The organism is Acinetobacter sp. FB (genome assembly GCF_056033405.1).
On record NZ_CM148502.1, the window covers coordinates 1,958,582 to 1,974,098 of the forward strand.

At 35.3% G+C, this 15,517-nt stretch carries 23 protein-coding genes and 1 pseudogene; 9 read left to right on the forward strand and 15 right to left on the reverse strand.

Annotated elements, in window-relative coordinates; translation table 11 throughout:
• Positions 1 to 23: 23 nt before the first annotated feature.
• On the forward strand, positions 24 to 1,109 hold the full coding sequence (gene trmA / locus AC0JIQ_RS09145; protein ID WP_474201441.1) for a tRNA (uridine(54)-C5)-methyltransferase TrmA: 1,086 nt from the start codon (positions 24 to 26) through the stop codon (positions 1,107 to 1,109).
• 249 nt (positions 1,110 to 1,358) lie between these two features.
• Positions 1,359 to 1,586, forward strand: a complete 228-nt coding sequence (locus AC0JIQ_RS09150; protein WP_004661846.1) for a hypothetical protein — start codon at positions 1,359 to 1,361, stop codon at positions 1,584 to 1,586.
• A gap of 46 nt (positions 1,587 to 1,632) precedes the next feature.
• On the opposite strand, the gene AC0JIQ_RS09155 is transcribed toward AC0JIQ_RS09150, so the two are convergent.
• Positions 1,633 to 2,370 carry a phosphodiester glycosidase family protein gene (locus AC0JIQ_RS09155; protein ID WP_474201442.1) on the reverse strand — a complete coding sequence of 246 codons (738 nt, stop codon included), beginning with the start codon at positions 2,368 to 2,370 and terminating at the stop codon, positions 1,633 to 1,635.
• Positions 2,371 to 2,541: 171 nt separating this feature from the next.
• Here AC0JIQ_RS09155 and AC0JIQ_RS09160 point away from each other — a divergent pair, with 171 nt between their 5' ends.
• Positions 2,542 to 3,084 carry a lecithin retinol acyltransferase family protein gene (locus AC0JIQ_RS09160; RefSeq protein ID WP_034601293.1) on the forward strand — a complete coding sequence of 181 codons (543 nt, stop codon included), beginning with the start codon at positions 2,542 to 2,544 and terminating at the stop codon, positions 3,082 to 3,084.
• Between the two features lie 21 nt (positions 3,085 to 3,105).
• Here AC0JIQ_RS09160 and AC0JIQ_RS09165 read toward each other — a convergent pair whose 3' ends face one another.
• Positions 3,106 to 3,567 (reverse strand): nucleoside deaminase, encoded by a 462-nt coding sequence (locus AC0JIQ_RS09165; protein ID WP_474201443.1) that lies wholly within the window; start codon positions 3,565 to 3,567, stop codon positions 3,106 to 3,108.
• A 319-nt stretch (positions 3,568 to 3,886) separates the two neighbouring features.
• On the opposite strand from AC0JIQ_RS09165, the gene AC0JIQ_RS09170 reads away from it, so the two are divergent.
• Both AC0JIQ_RS09170 and AC0JIQ_RS09175 read left to right on the forward strand, forming a co-directional pair.
• A complete protein-coding gene (locus AC0JIQ_RS09170) occupies positions 3,887 to 4,144 on the forward strand; it encodes a YjhX family toxin (protein ID WP_474201444.1) in 258 nt (85 codons plus the stop codon).
• 78 nt (positions 4,145 to 4,222) lie between these two features.
• Positions 4,223 to 4,729, forward strand: a complete 507-nt coding sequence (locus AC0JIQ_RS09175) for a GNAT family N-acetyltransferase (RefSeq protein ID WP_474201445.1) — start codon at positions 4,223 to 4,225, stop codon at positions 4,727 to 4,729.
• 99 nt (positions 4,730 to 4,828) lie between these two features.
• Here the strand turns inward: AC0JIQ_RS09175 and AC0JIQ_RS09180 are convergent, their stop codons facing one another.
• Complete coding sequence (locus tag AC0JIQ_RS09180; RefSeq protein ID WP_288402184.1) at positions 4,829 to 5,407, reverse strand: YceI family protein; 579 nt, start codon at positions 5,405 to 5,407, stop codon at positions 4,829 to 4,831.
• A 226-nt stretch (positions 5,408 to 5,633) separates the two neighbouring features.
• Between AC0JIQ_RS09180 and AC0JIQ_RS09185 the strand changes: the two genes are divergently transcribed.
• Positions 5,634 to 6,044 carry an OsmC family protein gene (locus AC0JIQ_RS09185; RefSeq protein WP_474201446.1) on the forward strand — a complete coding sequence of 137 codons (411 nt, stop codon included), beginning with the start codon at positions 5,634 to 5,636 and terminating at the stop codon, positions 6,042 to 6,044.
• Between the two features lie 13 nt (positions 6,045 to 6,057).
• On the opposite strand, the gene AC0JIQ_RS09190 is transcribed toward AC0JIQ_RS09185, so the two are convergent.
• The gene (locus AC0JIQ_RS09190; protein ID WP_474201447.1) at positions 6,058 to 6,555 is read right to left on the reverse strand and encodes a hypothetical protein; all 498 of its coding nucleotides are present in this window, start codon (positions 6,553 to 6,555) and stop codon (positions 6,058 to 6,060) included.
• 34 nt (positions 6,556 to 6,589) lie between these two features.
• Here AC0JIQ_RS09190 and AC0JIQ_RS09195 point away from each other — a divergent pair.
• Positions 6,590 to 6,693, forward strand: a pseudogene (locus AC0JIQ_RS09195) (OsmC family protein); the annotation flags it as partial.
• 26 nt (positions 6,694 to 6,719) lie between these two features.
• Here AC0JIQ_RS09195 and AC0JIQ_RS09200 read toward each other — a convergent pair.
• The 3 genes from AC0JIQ_RS09200 to tkt all read right to left on the reverse strand — a co-directional run bounded on the left by AC0JIQ_RS09200 (position 6,720) and on the right by tkt (position 9,222).
• Positions 6,720 to 6,935: a hypothetical protein gene (locus tag AC0JIQ_RS09200; RefSeq protein WP_474201448.1), complete on the reverse strand. Its 216-nt coding sequence runs from the start codon at positions 6,933 to 6,935 to the stop codon at positions 6,720 to 6,722.
• On the reverse strand, positions 6,920 to 7,153 hold the full coding sequence (locus tag AC0JIQ_RS09205) for a hypothetical protein (protein WP_474201449.1): 234 nt from the start codon (positions 7,151 to 7,153) through the stop codon (positions 6,920 to 6,922). The genes AC0JIQ_RS09200 and AC0JIQ_RS09205 overlap by 16 nt, the downstream gene beginning before the upstream one ends.
• Before the next feature lie 80 nt (positions 7,154 to 7,233).
• Positions 7,234 to 9,222: a transketolase gene (gene tkt, locus AC0JIQ_RS09210; protein WP_474201450.1), complete on the reverse strand. Its 1,989-nt coding sequence runs from the start codon at positions 9,220 to 9,222 to the stop codon at positions 7,234 to 7,236.
• 385 nt (positions 9,223 to 9,607) lie between these two features.
• On the opposite strand from tkt, the gene metK reads away from it, so the two are divergent.
• Positions 9,608 to 10,774 carry a methionine adenosyltransferase gene (metK, locus tag AC0JIQ_RS09215; RefSeq protein WP_004661829.1) on the forward strand — a complete coding sequence of 389 codons (1,167 nt, stop codon included), beginning with the start codon at positions 9,608 to 9,610 and terminating at the stop codon, positions 10,772 to 10,774.
• Between the two features lie 50 nt (positions 10,775 to 10,824).
• Here metK and AC0JIQ_RS09220 read toward each other — a convergent pair whose 3' ends face one another.
• Positions 10,825 to 11,082 (reverse strand): hypothetical protein, encoded by a 258-nt coding sequence (locus AC0JIQ_RS09220; RefSeq protein WP_474201451.1) that lies wholly within the window; start codon positions 11,080 to 11,082, stop codon positions 10,825 to 10,827.
• A gap of 243 nt (positions 11,083 to 11,325) precedes the next feature.
• Between AC0JIQ_RS09220 and AC0JIQ_RS09225 the strand changes: the two genes are divergently transcribed.
• Positions 11,326 to 11,508: a hypothetical protein gene (locus AC0JIQ_RS09225; RefSeq protein WP_474201452.1), complete on the forward strand. Its 183-nt coding sequence runs from the start codon at positions 11,326 to 11,328 to the stop codon at positions 11,506 to 11,508.
• A 44-nt stretch (positions 11,509 to 11,552) separates the two neighbouring features.
• On the opposite strand, the gene AC0JIQ_RS09230 is transcribed toward AC0JIQ_RS09225, so the two are convergent.
• The 7 genes from AC0JIQ_RS09230 to AC0JIQ_RS09260 form a co-directional block, all read right to left on the reverse strand.
• On the reverse strand, positions 11,553 to 12,116 hold the full coding sequence (locus AC0JIQ_RS09230; RefSeq protein WP_474201453.1) for an FxsA family protein: 564 nt from the start codon (positions 12,114 to 12,116) through the stop codon (positions 11,553 to 11,555).
• A 200-nt stretch (positions 12,117 to 12,316) separates the two neighbouring features.
• Complete coding sequence (locus AC0JIQ_RS09235) at positions 12,317 to 12,751, reverse strand: putative hemolysin (protein ID WP_474201454.1); 435 nt, start codon at positions 12,749 to 12,751, stop codon at positions 12,317 to 12,319.
• Between the two features lie 115 nt (positions 12,752 to 12,866).
• Positions 12,867 to 13,112 carry a hypothetical protein gene (locus tag AC0JIQ_RS09240; protein WP_474201455.1) on the reverse strand — a complete coding sequence of 82 codons (246 nt, stop codon included), beginning with the start codon at positions 13,110 to 13,112 and terminating at the stop codon, positions 12,867 to 12,869.
• Between the two features lie 53 nt (positions 13,113 to 13,165).
• Positions 13,166 to 13,327 (reverse strand): hypothetical protein, encoded by a 162-nt coding sequence (locus AC0JIQ_RS09245; RefSeq protein ID WP_004661819.1) that lies wholly within the window; start codon positions 13,325 to 13,327, stop codon positions 13,166 to 13,168.
• A 582-nt stretch (positions 13,328 to 13,909) separates the two neighbouring features.
• Positions 13,910 to 14,128, reverse strand: a complete 219-nt coding sequence (locus AC0JIQ_RS09250; protein WP_004661818.1) for a cold-shock protein — start codon at positions 14,126 to 14,128, stop codon at positions 13,910 to 13,912.
• Between the two features lie 395 nt (positions 14,129 to 14,523).
• Positions 14,524 to 14,733, reverse strand: coding sequence for a cold-shock protein (locus tag AC0JIQ_RS09255; protein ID WP_004661817.1), 210 nt, complete (start codon positions 14,731 to 14,733; stop codon positions 14,524 to 14,526).
• 492 nt (positions 14,734 to 15,225) lie between these two features.
• Complete coding sequence (locus AC0JIQ_RS09260; protein WP_004661816.1) at positions 15,226 to 15,435, reverse strand: cold-shock protein; 210 nt, start codon at positions 15,433 to 15,435, stop codon at positions 15,226 to 15,228.
• Between the last annotated feature and the right edge of the window lie 82 nt (positions 15,436 to 15,517).

Below are 15,517 nucleotides of genomic sequence, written 5' to 3' on the forward strand. Positions count from 1 at the left end.
ATTTCAGCTGTAGCTTTCTTTTTATGACCGTATCTTATCAACAGCAACTTCAAGAGAAAGTTGAACGCATTACCACACAATTCGCTCCGTTCAATCCCCCAACTTTAGAAGTGTTTCAATCACCTGAACAACACTTTCGTATGCGCGCAGAATTTCGTATCTGGCATACCGAAGATGATTTGTTCTATGCCATGTTTGAACGTGCTGAAGATGGTAAACAAAAAGAAGTTATACGAGTTGATAAGTTTCCAATCGCGGATCAAAGCATCAATGATTTGATGCCACGTTTATTAGAAGAATTAAAAGCAATTCCTATTTTATCGCAACGTATTTTTGAAGCTGATTTCCTCGCCACATTGAGCGGAGAAATGTTGGTGACTTTAATTTATCATCGCCGTTTAGATGTAGATTGGGAAATCGCTGCGAAAGCTTTAGCAAAAAAGCTGAAGATTAAAATTATGGGGCGTAGCCGTGGCCAAAAAGTGATTATTGGTGACGACTACGTAGTTGAACAACTCAACGTTCATGGTCGTACTTTTAAATACAAACAAATTGAAAGTAGCTTTACACAACCCAATGCACAAGTGTGCCAACATATGTTGGAGTGGGCATGTGATGCTGCGGAAAATTCTGAAAAAGATCTACTAGAATTGTACTGTGGTAATGGTAACTTTACTCTACCACTCTCTTTGAAATTTAAACGTGTCCTTGCAACTGAACTTGCTAAATCTTCAGTCTACGCAGCGCAATGGAACATTGAGCAAAACCAGATTGAGAATATTCAGGTGGCGCGTTTATCTGCCGAAGAGTTTACTCAGGCGTATCAAGGCGAACGTGAGTTTAGACGATTACAGGAAGCTGAAATCGACATTCAGAGCTATGACTTTGACACGGTATTTGTTGACCCACCACGTGCGGGGATTGATGATGAAACCTTGAAGTTACTACAAGGCTTTGAGCGTATTCTCTATATCTCATGTAACCCAGATACCTTACATGACAACTTAAAAACCTTAGCTCAAACACATCGAATTGTGAAGTTTGCGATGTTCGATCAATTCCCTTTTACTCATCATGTGGAATCTGGTGTACTGCTCGAAAAGATTTAAACAAATTATTTCAAAGTAACCATTAAAAATAGAGAGTTTCCATAACTCTCTATTTTTATTTAAAGTTTTTACTAGAAAAAATGATATTTTTCAAAGATCAAGTCATTCAACTGTCATAATTTCGTTAGAAACAAAAAGAATCATCGAAAAAACTGAAGTTCAACTGCTGCTTTTATCACTTAAGCTGACTTGTATTTTATTTTAAAGTGACTATATTTCGATCTATGTTAGGTTGTATATGAAGGCTCTATGAGTTTTTGGCAGAAATTGTTTAATGCAGATCAGCAATATAATGAACACAAGAACCAAACCTCTTGCGTTGAAAATGATTGTTCTTGCAAATCAAATGAACAACTACTGGATGCTTTAGTCAAAGCGACAGATGAAGATGTGATTAAAGGTATAAAGAAAGTCCTCATTTCCCGAGGCTATAGCCGCAAAGAGCTTCTTGCACTTATCAAGACGCCAATTCAATAAAAATAAGTGCTTCTCATCTTCTAATGCATAGAAGATGAGAAGTTGATTAATTACAATTCTCTCGAGCAATTTCAGCAACGATTGGACCTAAATTAAAAGTCTTGTCATGGCGTTTAGTTTGGGATAAATATAAACTTGAAATTGAACCATCCAGATACAACGCATTATCAATTTTTAAATTTTGTTTGAAGAATTGCGCAAACTGATAAAAATTGACTCGTTGTTGTGAAATCACAAAATACAACTGATTATTTCTAACACCGACTCCATTTCTTATTTTAAGAGAATTTGAATCTGCTAAAAATTGGCTATTTACTTGGCCTTTATAAACCAACATTGGTCCAGACTGCGTAGCAAACCGTGGCTTAAATCTCATAGATTTATAATCTGTCGTTGTTTTAATTACAGCATATTTATCATTCCATGCAAGCACGCCATTTGGTTGCATAAAAAAATTACCAAATCCTTGCGCTTCATTGAGTTCAATAATTTCTTTACCCTCTTCAACATATAAACCGACAGGTTGAAAATCAGGGTGATACATACCTGCGTTCATAGCAAAACTTAACTGTTCACATGTTGAAAGCACTTTTTGAATATGAGCAAATTTTTGATAATAACGAGCAGTCTTTGGATCTTTTAAGAAAAGTCTGAGTTGCTGTAAATGGTCTACTTTAATTACATCATATGAAACATTGTCTACTTTAATTATTTGATGCTGCATCGCATAAATATGAGACATACCAATACTGACCAATGAGACTATAAACCATTTTTTTAGCATAATTTAATATTGTTCAAATCGACTAACCTCATTGTCCCACAATGTATTTCAACATAAAAAGAATAGATACAATCTCCACACATAATCGTATAAATGAGTCTTGAAATACACTCGATAGATTCATATTTTTTGATTAAAATACATCTGTAAATACAATAGTCTTGTATGAGTATGCAGCAAACACAGCGACATTTCCCTCTCGGTGCGCACCTAATTGTTAAACACTTTGGCTATAGTCATCACGGTATTTATGCAGGTCGTGGACGAGTTATTCATTATTCAGGTTTTGCCCATATTTTTAAAAAACGTCCAATTGAGATGACGTCAATTCAGCGCTTCGCTCGGGGAAAACCGATTTATACGAGAAATTATAATTCCCCTCGTTACAAGGCGAAAGCGATCGTTCGTCGTATGCGCTCGCGTATGCATGAGAATCATTACCATTTGATTATCAATAATTGCGAACACTTATGTACATGGGCGATCACTGGAATTGAATCGAGTATTCAAGTTGAGCGTATGCAACGGCGTTTAGCAACGATTGGTTATATTAGCTCGATCATGAGTTATATGAATAGCATTATGTTAACGATTGCGACGGCTTGTTTTGCCCTCGTGTTATATATCAAAATGATGCTACGTCGGCAGGCAAAAAGATCAGTTCCTGCATATTTATCATTGAAGGATAAATACAATAAAAATAAAAGTATTTAGTTTTCTAATTTGCTCATAGATTTAATCAATCTGTTTGTTTCGCCATACTTCATATAAATCATGGTTATGATTTGGTTTGACTTGAACAAAAGTAAATTCTTGCTGACTTTCAGGTGGTACTCGTAATATTTGAGCAATATGTTCAGTAGACAAACCAAATGGCTCTGCATCTTGATTAGAAAATGCATAAAATACACAATTAATTCCCGTCATACGCATTGCAGCTAGACACATTGGACAAGGTTGCCCACTCGCGTAAACAACACAGTTTTCAAGATTTGGACTGGCTAGAGCTTTTCCTGCTTCACGCAATGCTGATAATTCTGCGTGTGCAGTAGGATCGTTGGTGAGTTTAATTTGATTCACACCCGTAGCAATCACTTTGCCATCTTTTACAATCACTGCCCCAAAAGGACGACCACCTGATTTTGCATTTTCTAATGCTAAATCCACTGCTTTCTGTATAAATTTTTGATCATCCATCTTTGCCTTATCCTAATAATCAAATTCAAGTGATACGTTTCAATGCCTTTATTATAAATTAACCAATAAAATCAAACCAATTATTGTCATCAGCTTATTAATAATAAAGTAAACTTCACATAAATATTTACTTTTCTTTTAATCAATTATATATTTCCCATATAAATTTCTTATCCAATCTACATTGAGGATTTTATGTTGGAGATAGCAGTAATCTGATAACCATATTTCAATCGCACATTGAAATGGGTTATCAACGCGAATTTTTCGGGCTAAAAGCCTAGCTTTGCTTTTGATTACTTATATCTGGGATTCCAACATGAACCTATCCAAGTCTGAACAAAGGACTTTACACGTCTTAGCAAAAGGCGGAAAAATCGTAAAACTCAAAAATGAATCAGGACAACTCATCGCTGTAGAATGTTATAGCCGCGAAGGTTTTGTATTATCTGACTGCACACTCGATGTTTTTCGAAAACTTAAAAAGAAAAGCTTGATCAAATCACAGGAAGGTCAACCCTATCAAATCAACTTGAATGGGCTTAGAAACGTACGACCTCAACTCGACAATCAATAAACATCCTTAACAACCACCTGATGAAGCAACAACATAATTTTGCTTCGTCAGTTATTTAAAAACATATAGGCAATTAAAATGAATATTCAAATCCGTGATGAACAAAACACTGACATCCAAGCAATTTTTGATTTAACACAAAAAGCTTTTAATGATGTAGAACATTCTAGCCACACAGAGCAATTTATCGTCAATGCACTTCGTGAATCCAAACAACTAACTGTCTCTTTAGTTGCTGAAACTCAGGGGAAAATCATTGGTCATATTGCATTTTCACCTGTTTCTATTTCCGATGGTACGACAGATTGGTATGGCTTAGGTCCTATTTCCGTTCTTCCTGAATATCAAGGAAAAGGTGTAGGCTCTAAACTTATGAAAGAAGGTTTGGATAAGATCAAGATACTGAATGCAAAGGGATGCGTATTACTCGGTGATCCTAATTATTATGGAAAATTTGGGTTTAAGGCTGATACTAGATTGATCTTAGAAGGTGTTCCAGCCGAGTATTTTCAAATTCTTGCTTTTACCGATTACATACCAAGTGGCTATGTCATCTATTCAGATGCATTTAATGCAACAACATAATACTTGTAGAAAATCGTATCTGATCTACGCCTAAAAAATTAAAAATCTCACGCCATAGATAGCGTGAGATTTTTCAATAAATAATTGATTTATTAAATATTACTTCGCAGCAGTTGCTTCAGTCGTAATATTCACAGTGATCTTGTCACCAACATTAGGCACATAGTTACCGATACCGAATGCAGAGCGATTAAAACTTGTTGTTGCATTGAAGCCAATCGCAGGTACTTTCGCCATTGGATGCTCGCCTTGTTTATTCAGCACAGCATCCAATACCACAGGCTTAGTCACACCTTTAACGGTTAAATCACCTGTAATTTTGAAGTGTTTCTTGTCTTTGGTTTCTACTTTAGTACTTTTAAAAGTAATGTTTGGATATTTTGCAGCATTAAACCAAGCTTCTTCTTGAAATTCTTTGTCCAAAGCAACAACATTGGTATTTACGCTGCTTAAAGGAATCGTCACTTCTACAGATGAATTTGCAGGTTTTGCATTATCAACTTTAATTGTACCTTGAATATCAGTGAAGTTTGCACTCGGTGTAGAGAAACCAAAGTGATTCCAGCTAAATACTGTTGCTGTATGTGTTGGATCGATTTTATAGTCTACTGGCGCAGCTAATGTTACAGAACTTGCGATAGCAGCAGCTAAACCGAGGCTTAATGTTTTAAATTGCATTTTTCGTATCCTTGTTTGATATACGTAATAGTTTATAGATCAAGTATTTTTATTCATTATTCTTTATAAAACGATATGTTTCATCCGTGCAACAATAAAAGCGTTACAGCACATATCAAACACAATTATCATAAGACCATTAGGTAGTGGACAATTGATTTTATAAGTAACATGATCAATTGGTATATTTTCATCTAGTTTTTAAAGATAAATAACAAGGTAAAACATGACACATAGAGCACAAGCACTCAGTACATCTACACCTTATCGCGTTTCGTTGACGGATTCATCGGGTCATACTTGGTATGCAGATGAACCAGCAGATAAAGGTGGCCAAGATACAGCACCAAATCCAATTCAGTTACTCTTGTCTGCTTTAGGTGCATGTACAACCATTACTTTAGAGATGTATGCGAATCATAAAGGAATTAAGCTTAATCATGTTCAGGTCGATTTAGCTTTAAATCCCAATGCTGAACCTGAAGCAGGTCAAAACAATATTGAACGTAAAATTATCTTAAAAGGTGAATTTACCGAAGATCAGCATAAACGTTTATTAAAAGTAGCTGAAAGCTGTCCTGTGCATAAATTATTAACGTCGAATATTTCGATTGAGAGTGAATTAAGTATCGGATGAGAGACCTATTACACTAAATTTCAATTACATCCGTGTACCATTCCAATGAGCCACTCATAGAGATATCTATTGCTAGATCGACAATATTTGTGAACTCATTTGGAATAAATGAATATAAATTTTCCCCATCAAAATGAATCCAAAATTCAGGTGGTGGAGTATCACAACCATCGATAAAGCCACCTGTTTCACCCTCACTCAAACTATCAAACATGGTTAAATGAACATTGAAAGCTAAAATTTTCCCTTCTAATTTTAATGATGATTTATTTATATCTAGCTTAAGTCTATTTTGAATTACTTTATCAAAATAGGAACGTAATCGAGAAGAATAGTTATCAACTCTCTTTTTATGCTCCTTTATCTTTGAACTTTCATGGAGAAAACGAATCAAAAAACCATATTCAGCGTATTGCCAAAATCTTTTATCTACGTTCAAATTTAAAAAGTATAAAGATTTGACATTATTTAATATTTCATTAAAAGAATTAAGTTCGAGTTCTTTTTCCATCACGATATCCCAATCTATTAAATTTCAATAAAGAACCACTGATCAGCATAAATGTTTATTAAAAGTAGCGGAAATTGCCCGATTCATAAGTTGTTAACGTCGAATATTTCGATTCAGAGTAAGTCGAGTATAGGTTGAGTCTAAGCTGAATATTTGCAAGAACTTTATAGCCAACCCTCATTTCGTGCAACATCTAAAGCATCAGATCGAAGTCGCTCTAATTCCTCATAATTACGATCATCCAATTTTGGTTTTACTTTTTCAAACTTTTCTTTAAGTAAATCCAAACTTCTCATCAGCATTACAAAAATTAGTTTTTGACGACCTAAATCATCTGTTGTATTAAATACTCTAGGATCTATCTTTAAACGAAAATCCATACTTCTTTTTTTACAGAATATTTGACTCGCTCACCAAAATCATTTGGTCCCATCATTACCGTAATACAATCCCAACTATCTAAAGGGAAATCATATGACTTATTTTTTAACTCTTTCTTAAGTATTTCTTCCACATAATTTCGAGCTAATTGTAATCGAGTAAGTTGCTCTTCATTTAATACCTCTTTACTTGATTCACTACTCATCCATATTTGCATATTAAGTCCTTATTGATTCCATTTAATCGTCATAAAAAAAGCGCCCTAATCAGGACGCTTTTTTATACCACTTAATTTGATTAAGCAGTCAATTCTTTAACCGCAGTTACAACTGCGTCAGTAGTGATACCGAAGAATTGGAACAAGTCTTTTGCTGGTGCAGATTCACCGTAAGTGGTCATACCGATCACTTTGCCATCTAAACCAACAAACTTCCACCAGTAATCCACATGAGCCGCTTCAACCGCTACACGCGCACGGATATGTGCAGGTAATACAGCTTCACGATATGCAGCATCTTGCTTCATAAACTCTTCAGCACATGGCATAGACACTACACGCACACCTTCAAGCTGTGCATATGCTTCCATCGCCAATGAAACTTCTGAACCAGTCGCAATAATGATTGCTTTCAACTCACCTTTTTCTTCTGCAAGTACATAACCACCTTTTGCAGCGTTTTGAATTTGAGCTTCATTACGTGCTTGGAATGGCAAGTTCTGACGAGAGAAAATTAATGCGGTTGGACCATCTTTACGTTGTAACGCAGATTTCCAAGAAATTGCAGCTTCAACTGTATCGCATGGACGCCAAGTATTTAAGTTTGGTGTACCGCGTAACGATGCAATTTGTTCGATTGGTTGATGCGTAGGACCATCTTCACCTAAACCAATTGAATCATGTGTATAAACATGAATCACACGTTGCTTCATCAATGCAGACATACGTACAGCATTACGTGCATATTCCATAAACATTAAGAATGTTGCAACGTAAGGAACAAAACCACCGTGTAAAGCCACACCATTCGCAATTGCAGTCATACCGAATTCACGAACACCGTAATACACGTAGTTACCCGCTGGATTTTCTTGTACGCCTTGGCAACCTTTCCAAAGTGTTAAGTTAGAGCCAGCCAAGTCAGCAGAACCACCTAATAATTCAGGAAGTAAAGGACCGAATGCCTGTAAAGTATTTTGGCTGGCTTTACGTGTTGCAATGGTTTCTGCTTTTGCATTTGTTTCAGCAATAAATGCATCTGCCTGTGCAGCAAATTCAGCAGGTAAATCACCGTTGATACGACGTAATAATTCAGCCGCTTCAGTTGGATATTTTGCTTGGTATTGAGCAAATAATTCATTCCAAGCTGTTTCAGATGTTTGACCTTTTGCTTTTGCATCCCAAGCTGCATAAACATCTTCAGGAATAACAAATGCGTCTTCTTTCCAGCCTAATGCTTCACGTGTTAAAGCGATTTCGTCTTTACCCAACGGCGCACCGTGGCAATCTTCTTTACCTTGTTTGTTTGGTGAGCCTAAACCAATAATCGTTTTACAGATAATAATTGTTGGCTTATTGCTTTCAGCTTTCGCTTCAACAGTTGCTTGACGAATCGCATCAGCATCATGACCATCTACGCGAAGCACTTGCCAACCATAGGCTTTGAAACGTTGTTCAGTATCATCACTGAACCAACCTTCTACTTCACCATCAATCGAAATACCGTTGTCGTCATAGTAGGCAATCAGCTTACCTAGACCTAAAGTACCCGCAAGTGAACATACTTCGTGAGAAATACCTTCCATCAAGCAGCCATCACCCAAGAAGCAGTAAGTGAAGTGATCAACGACGTTTAAACCATCTTTGTTAAATTGTGCAGCTAAAGTTCTTTCAGCCAAAGCAAAACCAACAGCATTGGCAATACCTTGACCCAATGGACCTGTTGTGGTTTCGATACCAGGTGCATAACCCAATTCTGGATGACCTGGAGTTTTAGAGTGTAATTGACGGAACTGTTTTAAATCTTCAATAGATAATTCATAACCCGTCAAATGCAATAACGCATATTGCAACATTGAGCCATGACCATTCGATAATACGAAACGGTCACGGTTCGCCCATTGAGGGTTACTTGGGTTATGATTTAAAAATTCGCGCCAAACTACATCAGCGATATCTGCCATCCCCATTGGAGCACCAGGATGCCCTGAGTTTGCTTGTTGCACAGCATCCATAGCCAAGACACGAATTGCATTTGCAATACGACGTTCATTTAAAGGGGTTGTCATAAGTCAGAATCCGATTAAATCAAATAAGATGAGAGAAGATGAGAAATCATCTTTCAAAAACTGCGACTATTGTCTTAAAAAAACAAGATGGGGTAAAGTGCAATACACGATATTTCTTATATTTTGATCATTCAAATACAATTCTTTATATAAATGCTCACCATCTAAACAACCACTAAAATGCATTCATTCCAATATGAAAATTTACAATTCAGAAAAACTTTATTAATTAAAGCATTAATATTAGTTTTACTGATACACATATCAATAAAAACACAATGAAAATGAAATAAATTCATGCATTTTAGTCAGCTTATGCTAGTCCTATCCGCCAAGTCGATGTAACATACTCTGTCTTTTTGAAAATAACCATGATAGGACGTTCATGCGCGAGTATGCTGTTTTTACTTCAGAATCTGTAAGCGAAGGTCATCCAGACAAAATGGCTGACCAAATTAGTGATGCTATTTTAGATGCAATCCTAAAAGAAGACCCGTATGCGCGTGTCGCTTGTGAAACATTAGTAAAAACAGGTGCGGTTGTTCTTGCTGGTGAAATTACAACGACAGCAAATGTCGACTTTGAAGCAATTGTGCGTCAAACCGTAAATGGTATTGGCTATCATCACTCTGATTTAGGTTTCGACGGATCAACTTGTGCCGTGATCAATATGATCGGTAAACAATCTCCAGAGATTGCTCAAGGTGTTGATCGCCAAAAGCCAGAAGATCAAGGTGCGGGTGACCAAGGCTTAATGTTCGGTTATGCAAGCCGTGAGACAGATGTGCTCATGCCTGCCCCAATTTCTTATGCGCACCGGTTAATGGAGCGTCAAGCAGAATTACGCCGTTCAGGTGCTTTACCTTGGTTGCGCCCAGATGCGAAGAGCCAAGTAACATTTGCTTATGAAAATGGTATGCCAGTTCGTCTAGATGCTGTGGTACTTTCAACTCAGCACGATCCTGAAATTAGTCAAGCTAACTTAAAAGAAGCTGTGATTGAAGAAATCGTAAAACCGATTATTCCTGCTGAAATGTTCCATGCGGGTACAAAATTCCATATCAATCCAACAGGTATGTTTGTGATTGGTGGTCCAGTTGGTGACTGTGGTCTAACTGGTCGTAAGATTATTGTCGATACTTATGGCGGTATGGCACGTCATGGTGGTGGTGCTTTCTCTGGTAAAGATCCATCAAAAGTTGACCGTTCTGCGGCCTATGCAGGTCGTTATGTTGCAAAAAATATTGTTGCGGCTGGTTTAGCGGATAAATGTGAAATCCAAGTAAGTTATGCAATTGGTGTCGCTGAACCAACTTCGATTTCAATCAATACTTTCAATACAGGTAAAGTATCAGACGAATTAATTATTCAATTGGTTCGTGAACACTTTGATTTACGTCCATACGGCATCACTCGTATGTTGAACCTAATTCAGCCAATGTATAAACAAACAGCTGCTTATGGTCACTTTGGTCGTGAAGGTTCAGATTCTGCATTTACTTGGGAAAAGACTGATAAAGTCGAAGTTCTTAAAGATGCTGCGGGACTATAAGTTTATCGCTCACAAAAAAGTTCGCACATTGCGAACTTTTTTATTTGTTATTATTTATTAGATTCAGCACTATCTTGTTTAAATATTTCAAATAAAGAACTTGTCTGAGTTGGTTGATCTTCCTCATGATGTAATGAATATACATGTACCATCTTAATTACAAGTACAACTACAAAACACGCAGCCACACAGAACATCCATAAACCATAAGGACTTCTAATATGCTGAGAACCACAATAAGGGCATTCCTTATCTGTTGAAGCGACTACCTTGTCACAACATGCGCAATGATATTGATATAACATCATTCCTCCTTCCACTTACTATTTTTTATTTTCTTTTTACAACAATTTCTTTCGTCACACTTTTATCCTATGAGAAAAAAAATCAGAATTCAATCTAGTTTTAAAGGCAATTCATTCAAATTAACAATTCTCTTGGATACATTGTAAAGAAGATATACAAAGCTAGATTCAACTAACGCTCAGTATTATTTTGATCTTTCACATAATTTGTTAAAATATATCTTTCAAATCATAGATGACATCAATATGGCTCAATTGATCAATAAAGGTGGATTTCGTGAACGAGCTAATCGAAGTCGTTCATATAAACAATCTGAAAATGAGATAACAAATCTCCCTCCCACCCACTATCAACCTCAGAGCAAAGAACAACAAACACCAGACAAAACAGAATCTAAACAAGAGCAAAGGATAAAAAATGAAACATAAAAAAAGCACATCAACTAGGATGTGCTTTTTAAGCGTATCAACAACTAATTAACATCTTTGAATTCAATCTTCTTTTGATCAGGTTTAACTTCTCTCGCTTCGCCATCAATAATGGTTGAGTCACGATATTGACCACCATGTTGTTGTTGATTCTGCATGTCCTGCATTTGACGCATGAGATCAGCAAATGGATTCTGACCAGCAGCATTACCACCCATTCCACCCATCATTTGATCCATCATCGCCTGTTGACGCTTTGCCATTGCTTTCATCAACATATTTCTAAACGCTGTTTGAACTGAAGGAATTAAAACCAATACAGCCAATACATCAGAAATTAAACCAGGAATCATCAACAAGAAACCCGACATTGCAATTGCTAATTTCTTAGTAACAGCAGGATCAGCTCCAAGTTGACCTGTCATCTGCATTTGTTGCAATTGCGGCATGATATTAGATGTACTAGAACGAACGAGATTCAAACCCACGAAAAAAGTTATAACAAACCAAAAGAATACGTACCACATACTCCCAGCAAGGTCGCCCACGCCGATCCATACTAATATCTCAGCAATTGCGCCAAACACTACGATAAGAAGTAGATTCATGTCAAAGTTTCGTCTATATCAAAAATTAGAAAATAAATACAGTGATTATACTTTTGGTCAAAGCCAAAACGAAAAATATTACTGCAATGTTATAATTGATGGGTACAAAAATAGATTTATCAAGGTCTATCTTTCATTTAGATGAGAAAAGCTTTCAAATTGTTAGATACCAACTTGAAAGCAAAGACTTATTTTATAAATTAACCACAATTGGCACTAAGGATTTTTTTAGATTGCGGATCAATCGTTACCGTCACTCGATTTTCACGATAATCCATCGTTACTGGCTGATTTGGTCCTACACTGCGCACAATTTCGGACTTGGTTTTTTGCTTAATTTGCTGTTCGGTTAAACCAGACTGCCCTACAAGTTTTTGTGCTTCATCAGCAACACATTTATTTTGATTTGCACGGAAAAATGCCCATTCCTCAATCACCTGCCCATTAGGTAATTTACAATATCCAGCCTGACCATTTGCCTCATTACGAATCTCAAGCTGGCCTCCTTGTTCAACGCAGTATTGGCTTGCAGGATTTGCCATACCAATTTTAGGTTGAGTAACATCTTTGCTGGGTGTTGAAGAACACGCTGTTAATGAAGTAATTGCTAAAGCTAAAAATAGATTTTTTTTCATAATTTGAAATCTTGCAAAAATCTAAAGATAACAAATAAATCAAAATATTATGTCTATTATTTGAAACAAAAAACCCAATCTCAGATCAACAATAAATAATAGATAAGTCTATAAACTATCGGTTTTTTGTCATTTGATAGGCTTCCTGAGCAATCGCCAATCCAGCTTTTTTAGCAGCATCAGATTCTTTCGCACCACTCGTTTTCTCTTGCATACTTTCCTTAGATGTATTTGGACTATAGGCTTGCGAAATATTTAGCTTACTTCCTGTTCCACTGCAACGTTTTGCTTGATAAGTGACGGCACCTTTTATCGTACATTTGTAAATTTCCCCAGCAACAACCGTATTACTAACCACCATTAAAAGTATTAAAACTAATTTTTTTTCATTTATAAGCTCCTCTAAATTCAAAATTATTGAATAATGATATATTCAACACGAATAGCCTCATCAATCAAATACTGATCCTTAATCACATAGAAATAAGGTTTGTGTTCAAGCCACTCATCGATTGCTAAAATGGCATTTGTATATCCAGTCAGAGCTGAGAAATCTTTTATTTCGATGTCATCCATAGGCTTACCCTTTTTTCTTAAGCCTAGCATAGAGTGAATATTTAGATATAGTTTAAAGCTCAATCTTAATAGTCATTTTTATTGCTGTTAAAATATAAAGATTATTAAAATTTTATAACTAAGTTATTTTGAACATTAATATTATCAAATATTTAAAAAATAATAATATAAACTACTCAACAGAGACTTACGGCTTACTGATCAATTGTTATTAATAAAAAAGCACCCTAAGGTGCTTTTTTCACTAGAAGCTCGTTGCGATCAAAACTACGAAACTAAACAACAACGTACCTATAGATCGTTTACAATGTACATGAACCTCTTGCTCAAACCCTTGAGTCAATTGCTCTAAGTTTTCCATAACTTTGCGCTCATTTAATGTACGGCAATTGTTAATTTGCCTAAATAATCCACCAGTTAAAATTAGCAAAAAGTCTAATAACATGCTAGGGCAATTTTTTAACCAATAGGTTAAATTGTGACAAAAATAGGTACATTGCAAGAAATAATGATGATTAAAATTTATAGATACTATCCGAAAATTAAAAAAGCTCACAATAGTGAGCTTTTTTAATTAGATGTTTAGTTTTGAGCAATTACTGTAATACCAGTTGCTTGAGGTCCTTTTTTACCATCAGCAATAGTGAATGAAACACGTTGCCCTTCGTGTAAAACCTTAAAACCGTTACTTTGGATTTCACTAAAATGAGCAAATACATCTTGCCCAGAATCCGCATGAATAAAGCCAAAACCTTTAGTTTCATTGAACCATTTAACTGTACCAGTCACAGTGTTAGACATATACTTAACCTATTAGAAATATTTGGAATGCTTATAGCAAGTAACTTGGAATCATAAACTCTGAGATTAAATCTGATAACACGAGAGGTTTATCTAAACTACGAGATGAAAGATTTTCTGAATCAACAGTGTTATTCTTCTAGTTATTATTTAATATACACCACTTTACTTTTTCGGCACAAACATTATCTAACTGTAGATGAAAAATTGAGATCTAATGGTTGTATTATTTAAAAATCCTCTTAAAAAACAATAGCTTTCAATATTTCAAAAATTGTAAAATTTCATTTATTTCAATCAAATAATTATATTTAAAAATTATTTGGATGCTTTTTCCGCACACAAAAAACATCAAAAAAGCCCACATATGTGAGCTTTTTTTACTGGTCTAAAAATTAGATAACAGTGATGAGAGTTGCTTGTGGTCCTTTCTTACCTTGACCAAGTACGAAAGAAACGCGTTGGCCTTCTTGTAATACTTTAAAACCTTTGCTTTGGATTTCGCTGAAGTGAGCAAAAACATCTTGACCAGAATCAGCTTGAATGAAACCAAAACCTTTAGTTTCGTTAAACCACTTAACAGTACCAGTAACTGTATCAGACATACTTTTAAACCTTTTAAAATTTGTTCATTTATAAATTAAATCAAAATTTTCATTCTGACTTAACTTAATCTATCTTTATTTGACAGATACTGCAAGCATAGCAAATTTTAAGTCATACGAGATAGTGGATCAATGAAAGTATTGAAAGTTTTATCTCTTGAGTGAATGAGGTTAAACTTTAATAAACCAAATTATGTAAAACAATATTCTTTTCTAAATCAAAAAATTAGCGTTGATGGTGTAGTTACACAACCTATAAAAGTTAAGATTTACTGACAAGTGATCATAAAAAATATTTTATCTTTCCCATTTAAGATTTTCTTATATACAAATTTACTGATTGCTTTCTTATACAAAATTCGGCTTTTAGGCAGAAGATCAACCTCTATAAAGCTTAGCATCTCATGCAAAGCACAACTAGAAATCAAAAGATAGTTTTTAGATATAAAAAAAAGCCCACATAAAGTGAGCTTTTTTTTTCAAGCAATCTTATTAGATAACTTTAATTGTAGTTGCTTGTGGTCCTTTTTTACCTTGACCAAGTACAAACGAAACGCGTTGGCCTTCGTTTAATACCTTAAAACCATTGCTTTGGATTTCGCTGAAGTGAGCAAAAACATCTTGGCCAGAATCAGCTTGAATGAAACCAAAACCTTTAGTTTCGTTAAACCATTTAACAGTACCAGTAACTGTATCAGACATACTTTTAAACCTTTAAACTTTGTTCATTTATGAATTAAATCAAATTATGAATATTGATTTAACCCAATCTATCTTTAACCAA

Coding starts and splice junctions, on each gene's coding strand:
- AC0JIQ_RS09245 (WP_004661819.1), bottom strand. CDS start 13,327: ATGGATGACATCGAAATAAAAGATTTCTCAGCTCTGACTGGATATACA.
- AC0JIQ_RS09250 (WP_004661818.1), bottom strand. CDS start 14,128: ATGTCTAACACTGTGACTGGTACAGTTAAATGGTTCAATGAAACTAAA.
- AC0JIQ_RS09155 (WP_474201442.1), bottom strand. CDS start 2,370: ATGCTAAAAAAATGGTTTATAGTCTCATTGGTCAGTATTGGTATGTCT.
- AC0JIQ_RS09200 (WP_474201448.1), bottom strand. CDS start 6,935: ATGGATTTTCGTTTAAAGATAGATCCTAGAGTATTTAATACAACAGAT.
- AC0JIQ_RS09180 (WP_288402184.1), bottom strand. CDS start 5,407: ATGCAATTTAAAACATTAAGCCTCGGTTTAGCTGCTGCTATCGCAAGT.
- AC0JIQ_RS09230 (WP_474201453.1), bottom strand. CDS start 12,116: ATGAATCTACTTCTTATCGTAGTGTTTGGCGCAATTGCTGAGATATTA.
- tkt (WP_474201450.1), bottom strand. CDS start 9,222: ATGACAACCCCTTTAAATGAACGTCGTATTGCAAATGCAATTCGTGTC.
- AC0JIQ_RS09185 (WP_474201446.1), top strand. CDS start 5,634: ATGACACATAGAGCACAAGCACTCAGTACATCTACACCTTATCGCGTT.
- AC0JIQ_RS09170 (WP_474201444.1), top strand. CDS start 3,887: ATGAACCTATCCAAGTCTGAACAAAGGACTTTACACGTCTTAGCAAAA.
- AC0JIQ_RS09160 (WP_034601293.1), top strand. CDS start 2,542: ATGCAGCAAACACAGCGACATTTCCCTCTCGGTGCGCACCTAATTGTT.
- AC0JIQ_RS09225 (WP_474201452.1), top strand. CDS start 11,326: ATGGCTCAATTGATCAATAAAGGTGGATTTCGTGAACGAGCTAATCGA.
- AC0JIQ_RS09190 (WP_474201447.1), bottom strand. CDS start 6,555: ATGGAAAAAGAACTCGAACTTAATTCTTTTAATGAAATATTAAATAAT.
- metK (WP_004661829.1), top strand. CDS start 9,608: ATGCGCGAGTATGCTGTTTTTACTTCAGAATCTGTAAGCGAAGGTCAT.
- AC0JIQ_RS09240 (WP_474201455.1), bottom strand. CDS start 13,112: ATGGTGGTTAGTAATACGGTTGTTGCTGGGGAAATTTACAAATGTACG.
- trmA (WP_474201441.1), top strand. CDS start 24: ATGACCGTATCTTATCAACAGCAACTTCAAGAGAAAGTTGAACGCATT.
- AC0JIQ_RS09220 (WP_474201451.1), bottom strand. CDS start 11,082: ATGATGTTATATCAATATCATTGCGCATGTTGTGACAAGGTAGTCGCT.
- AC0JIQ_RS09260 (WP_004661816.1), bottom strand. CDS start 15,435: ATGTCTGATACAGTTACTGGTACTGTTAAATGGTTTAACGAAACTAAA.
- AC0JIQ_RS09255 (WP_004661817.1), bottom strand. CDS start 14,733: ATGTCTGATACAGTTACTGGTACTGTTAAGTGGTTTAACGAAACTAAA.
- AC0JIQ_RS09205 (WP_474201449.1), bottom strand. CDS start 7,153: ATGCAAATATGGATGAGTAGTGAATCAAGTAAAGAGGTATTAAATGAA.
- AC0JIQ_RS09175 (WP_474201445.1), top strand. CDS start 4,223: ATGAATATTCAAATCCGTGATGAACAAAACACTGACATCCAAGCAATT.
- AC0JIQ_RS09165 (WP_474201443.1), bottom strand. CDS start 3,567: ATGGATGATCAAAAATTTATACAGAAAGCAGTGGATTTAGCATTAGAA.
- AC0JIQ_RS09235 (WP_474201454.1), bottom strand. CDS start 12,751: ATGAAAAAAAATCTATTTTTAGCTTTAGCAATTACTTCATTAACAGCG.
- AC0JIQ_RS09150 (WP_004661846.1), top strand. CDS start 1,359: ATGAGTTTTTGGCAGAAATTGTTTAATGCAGATCAGCAATATAATGAA.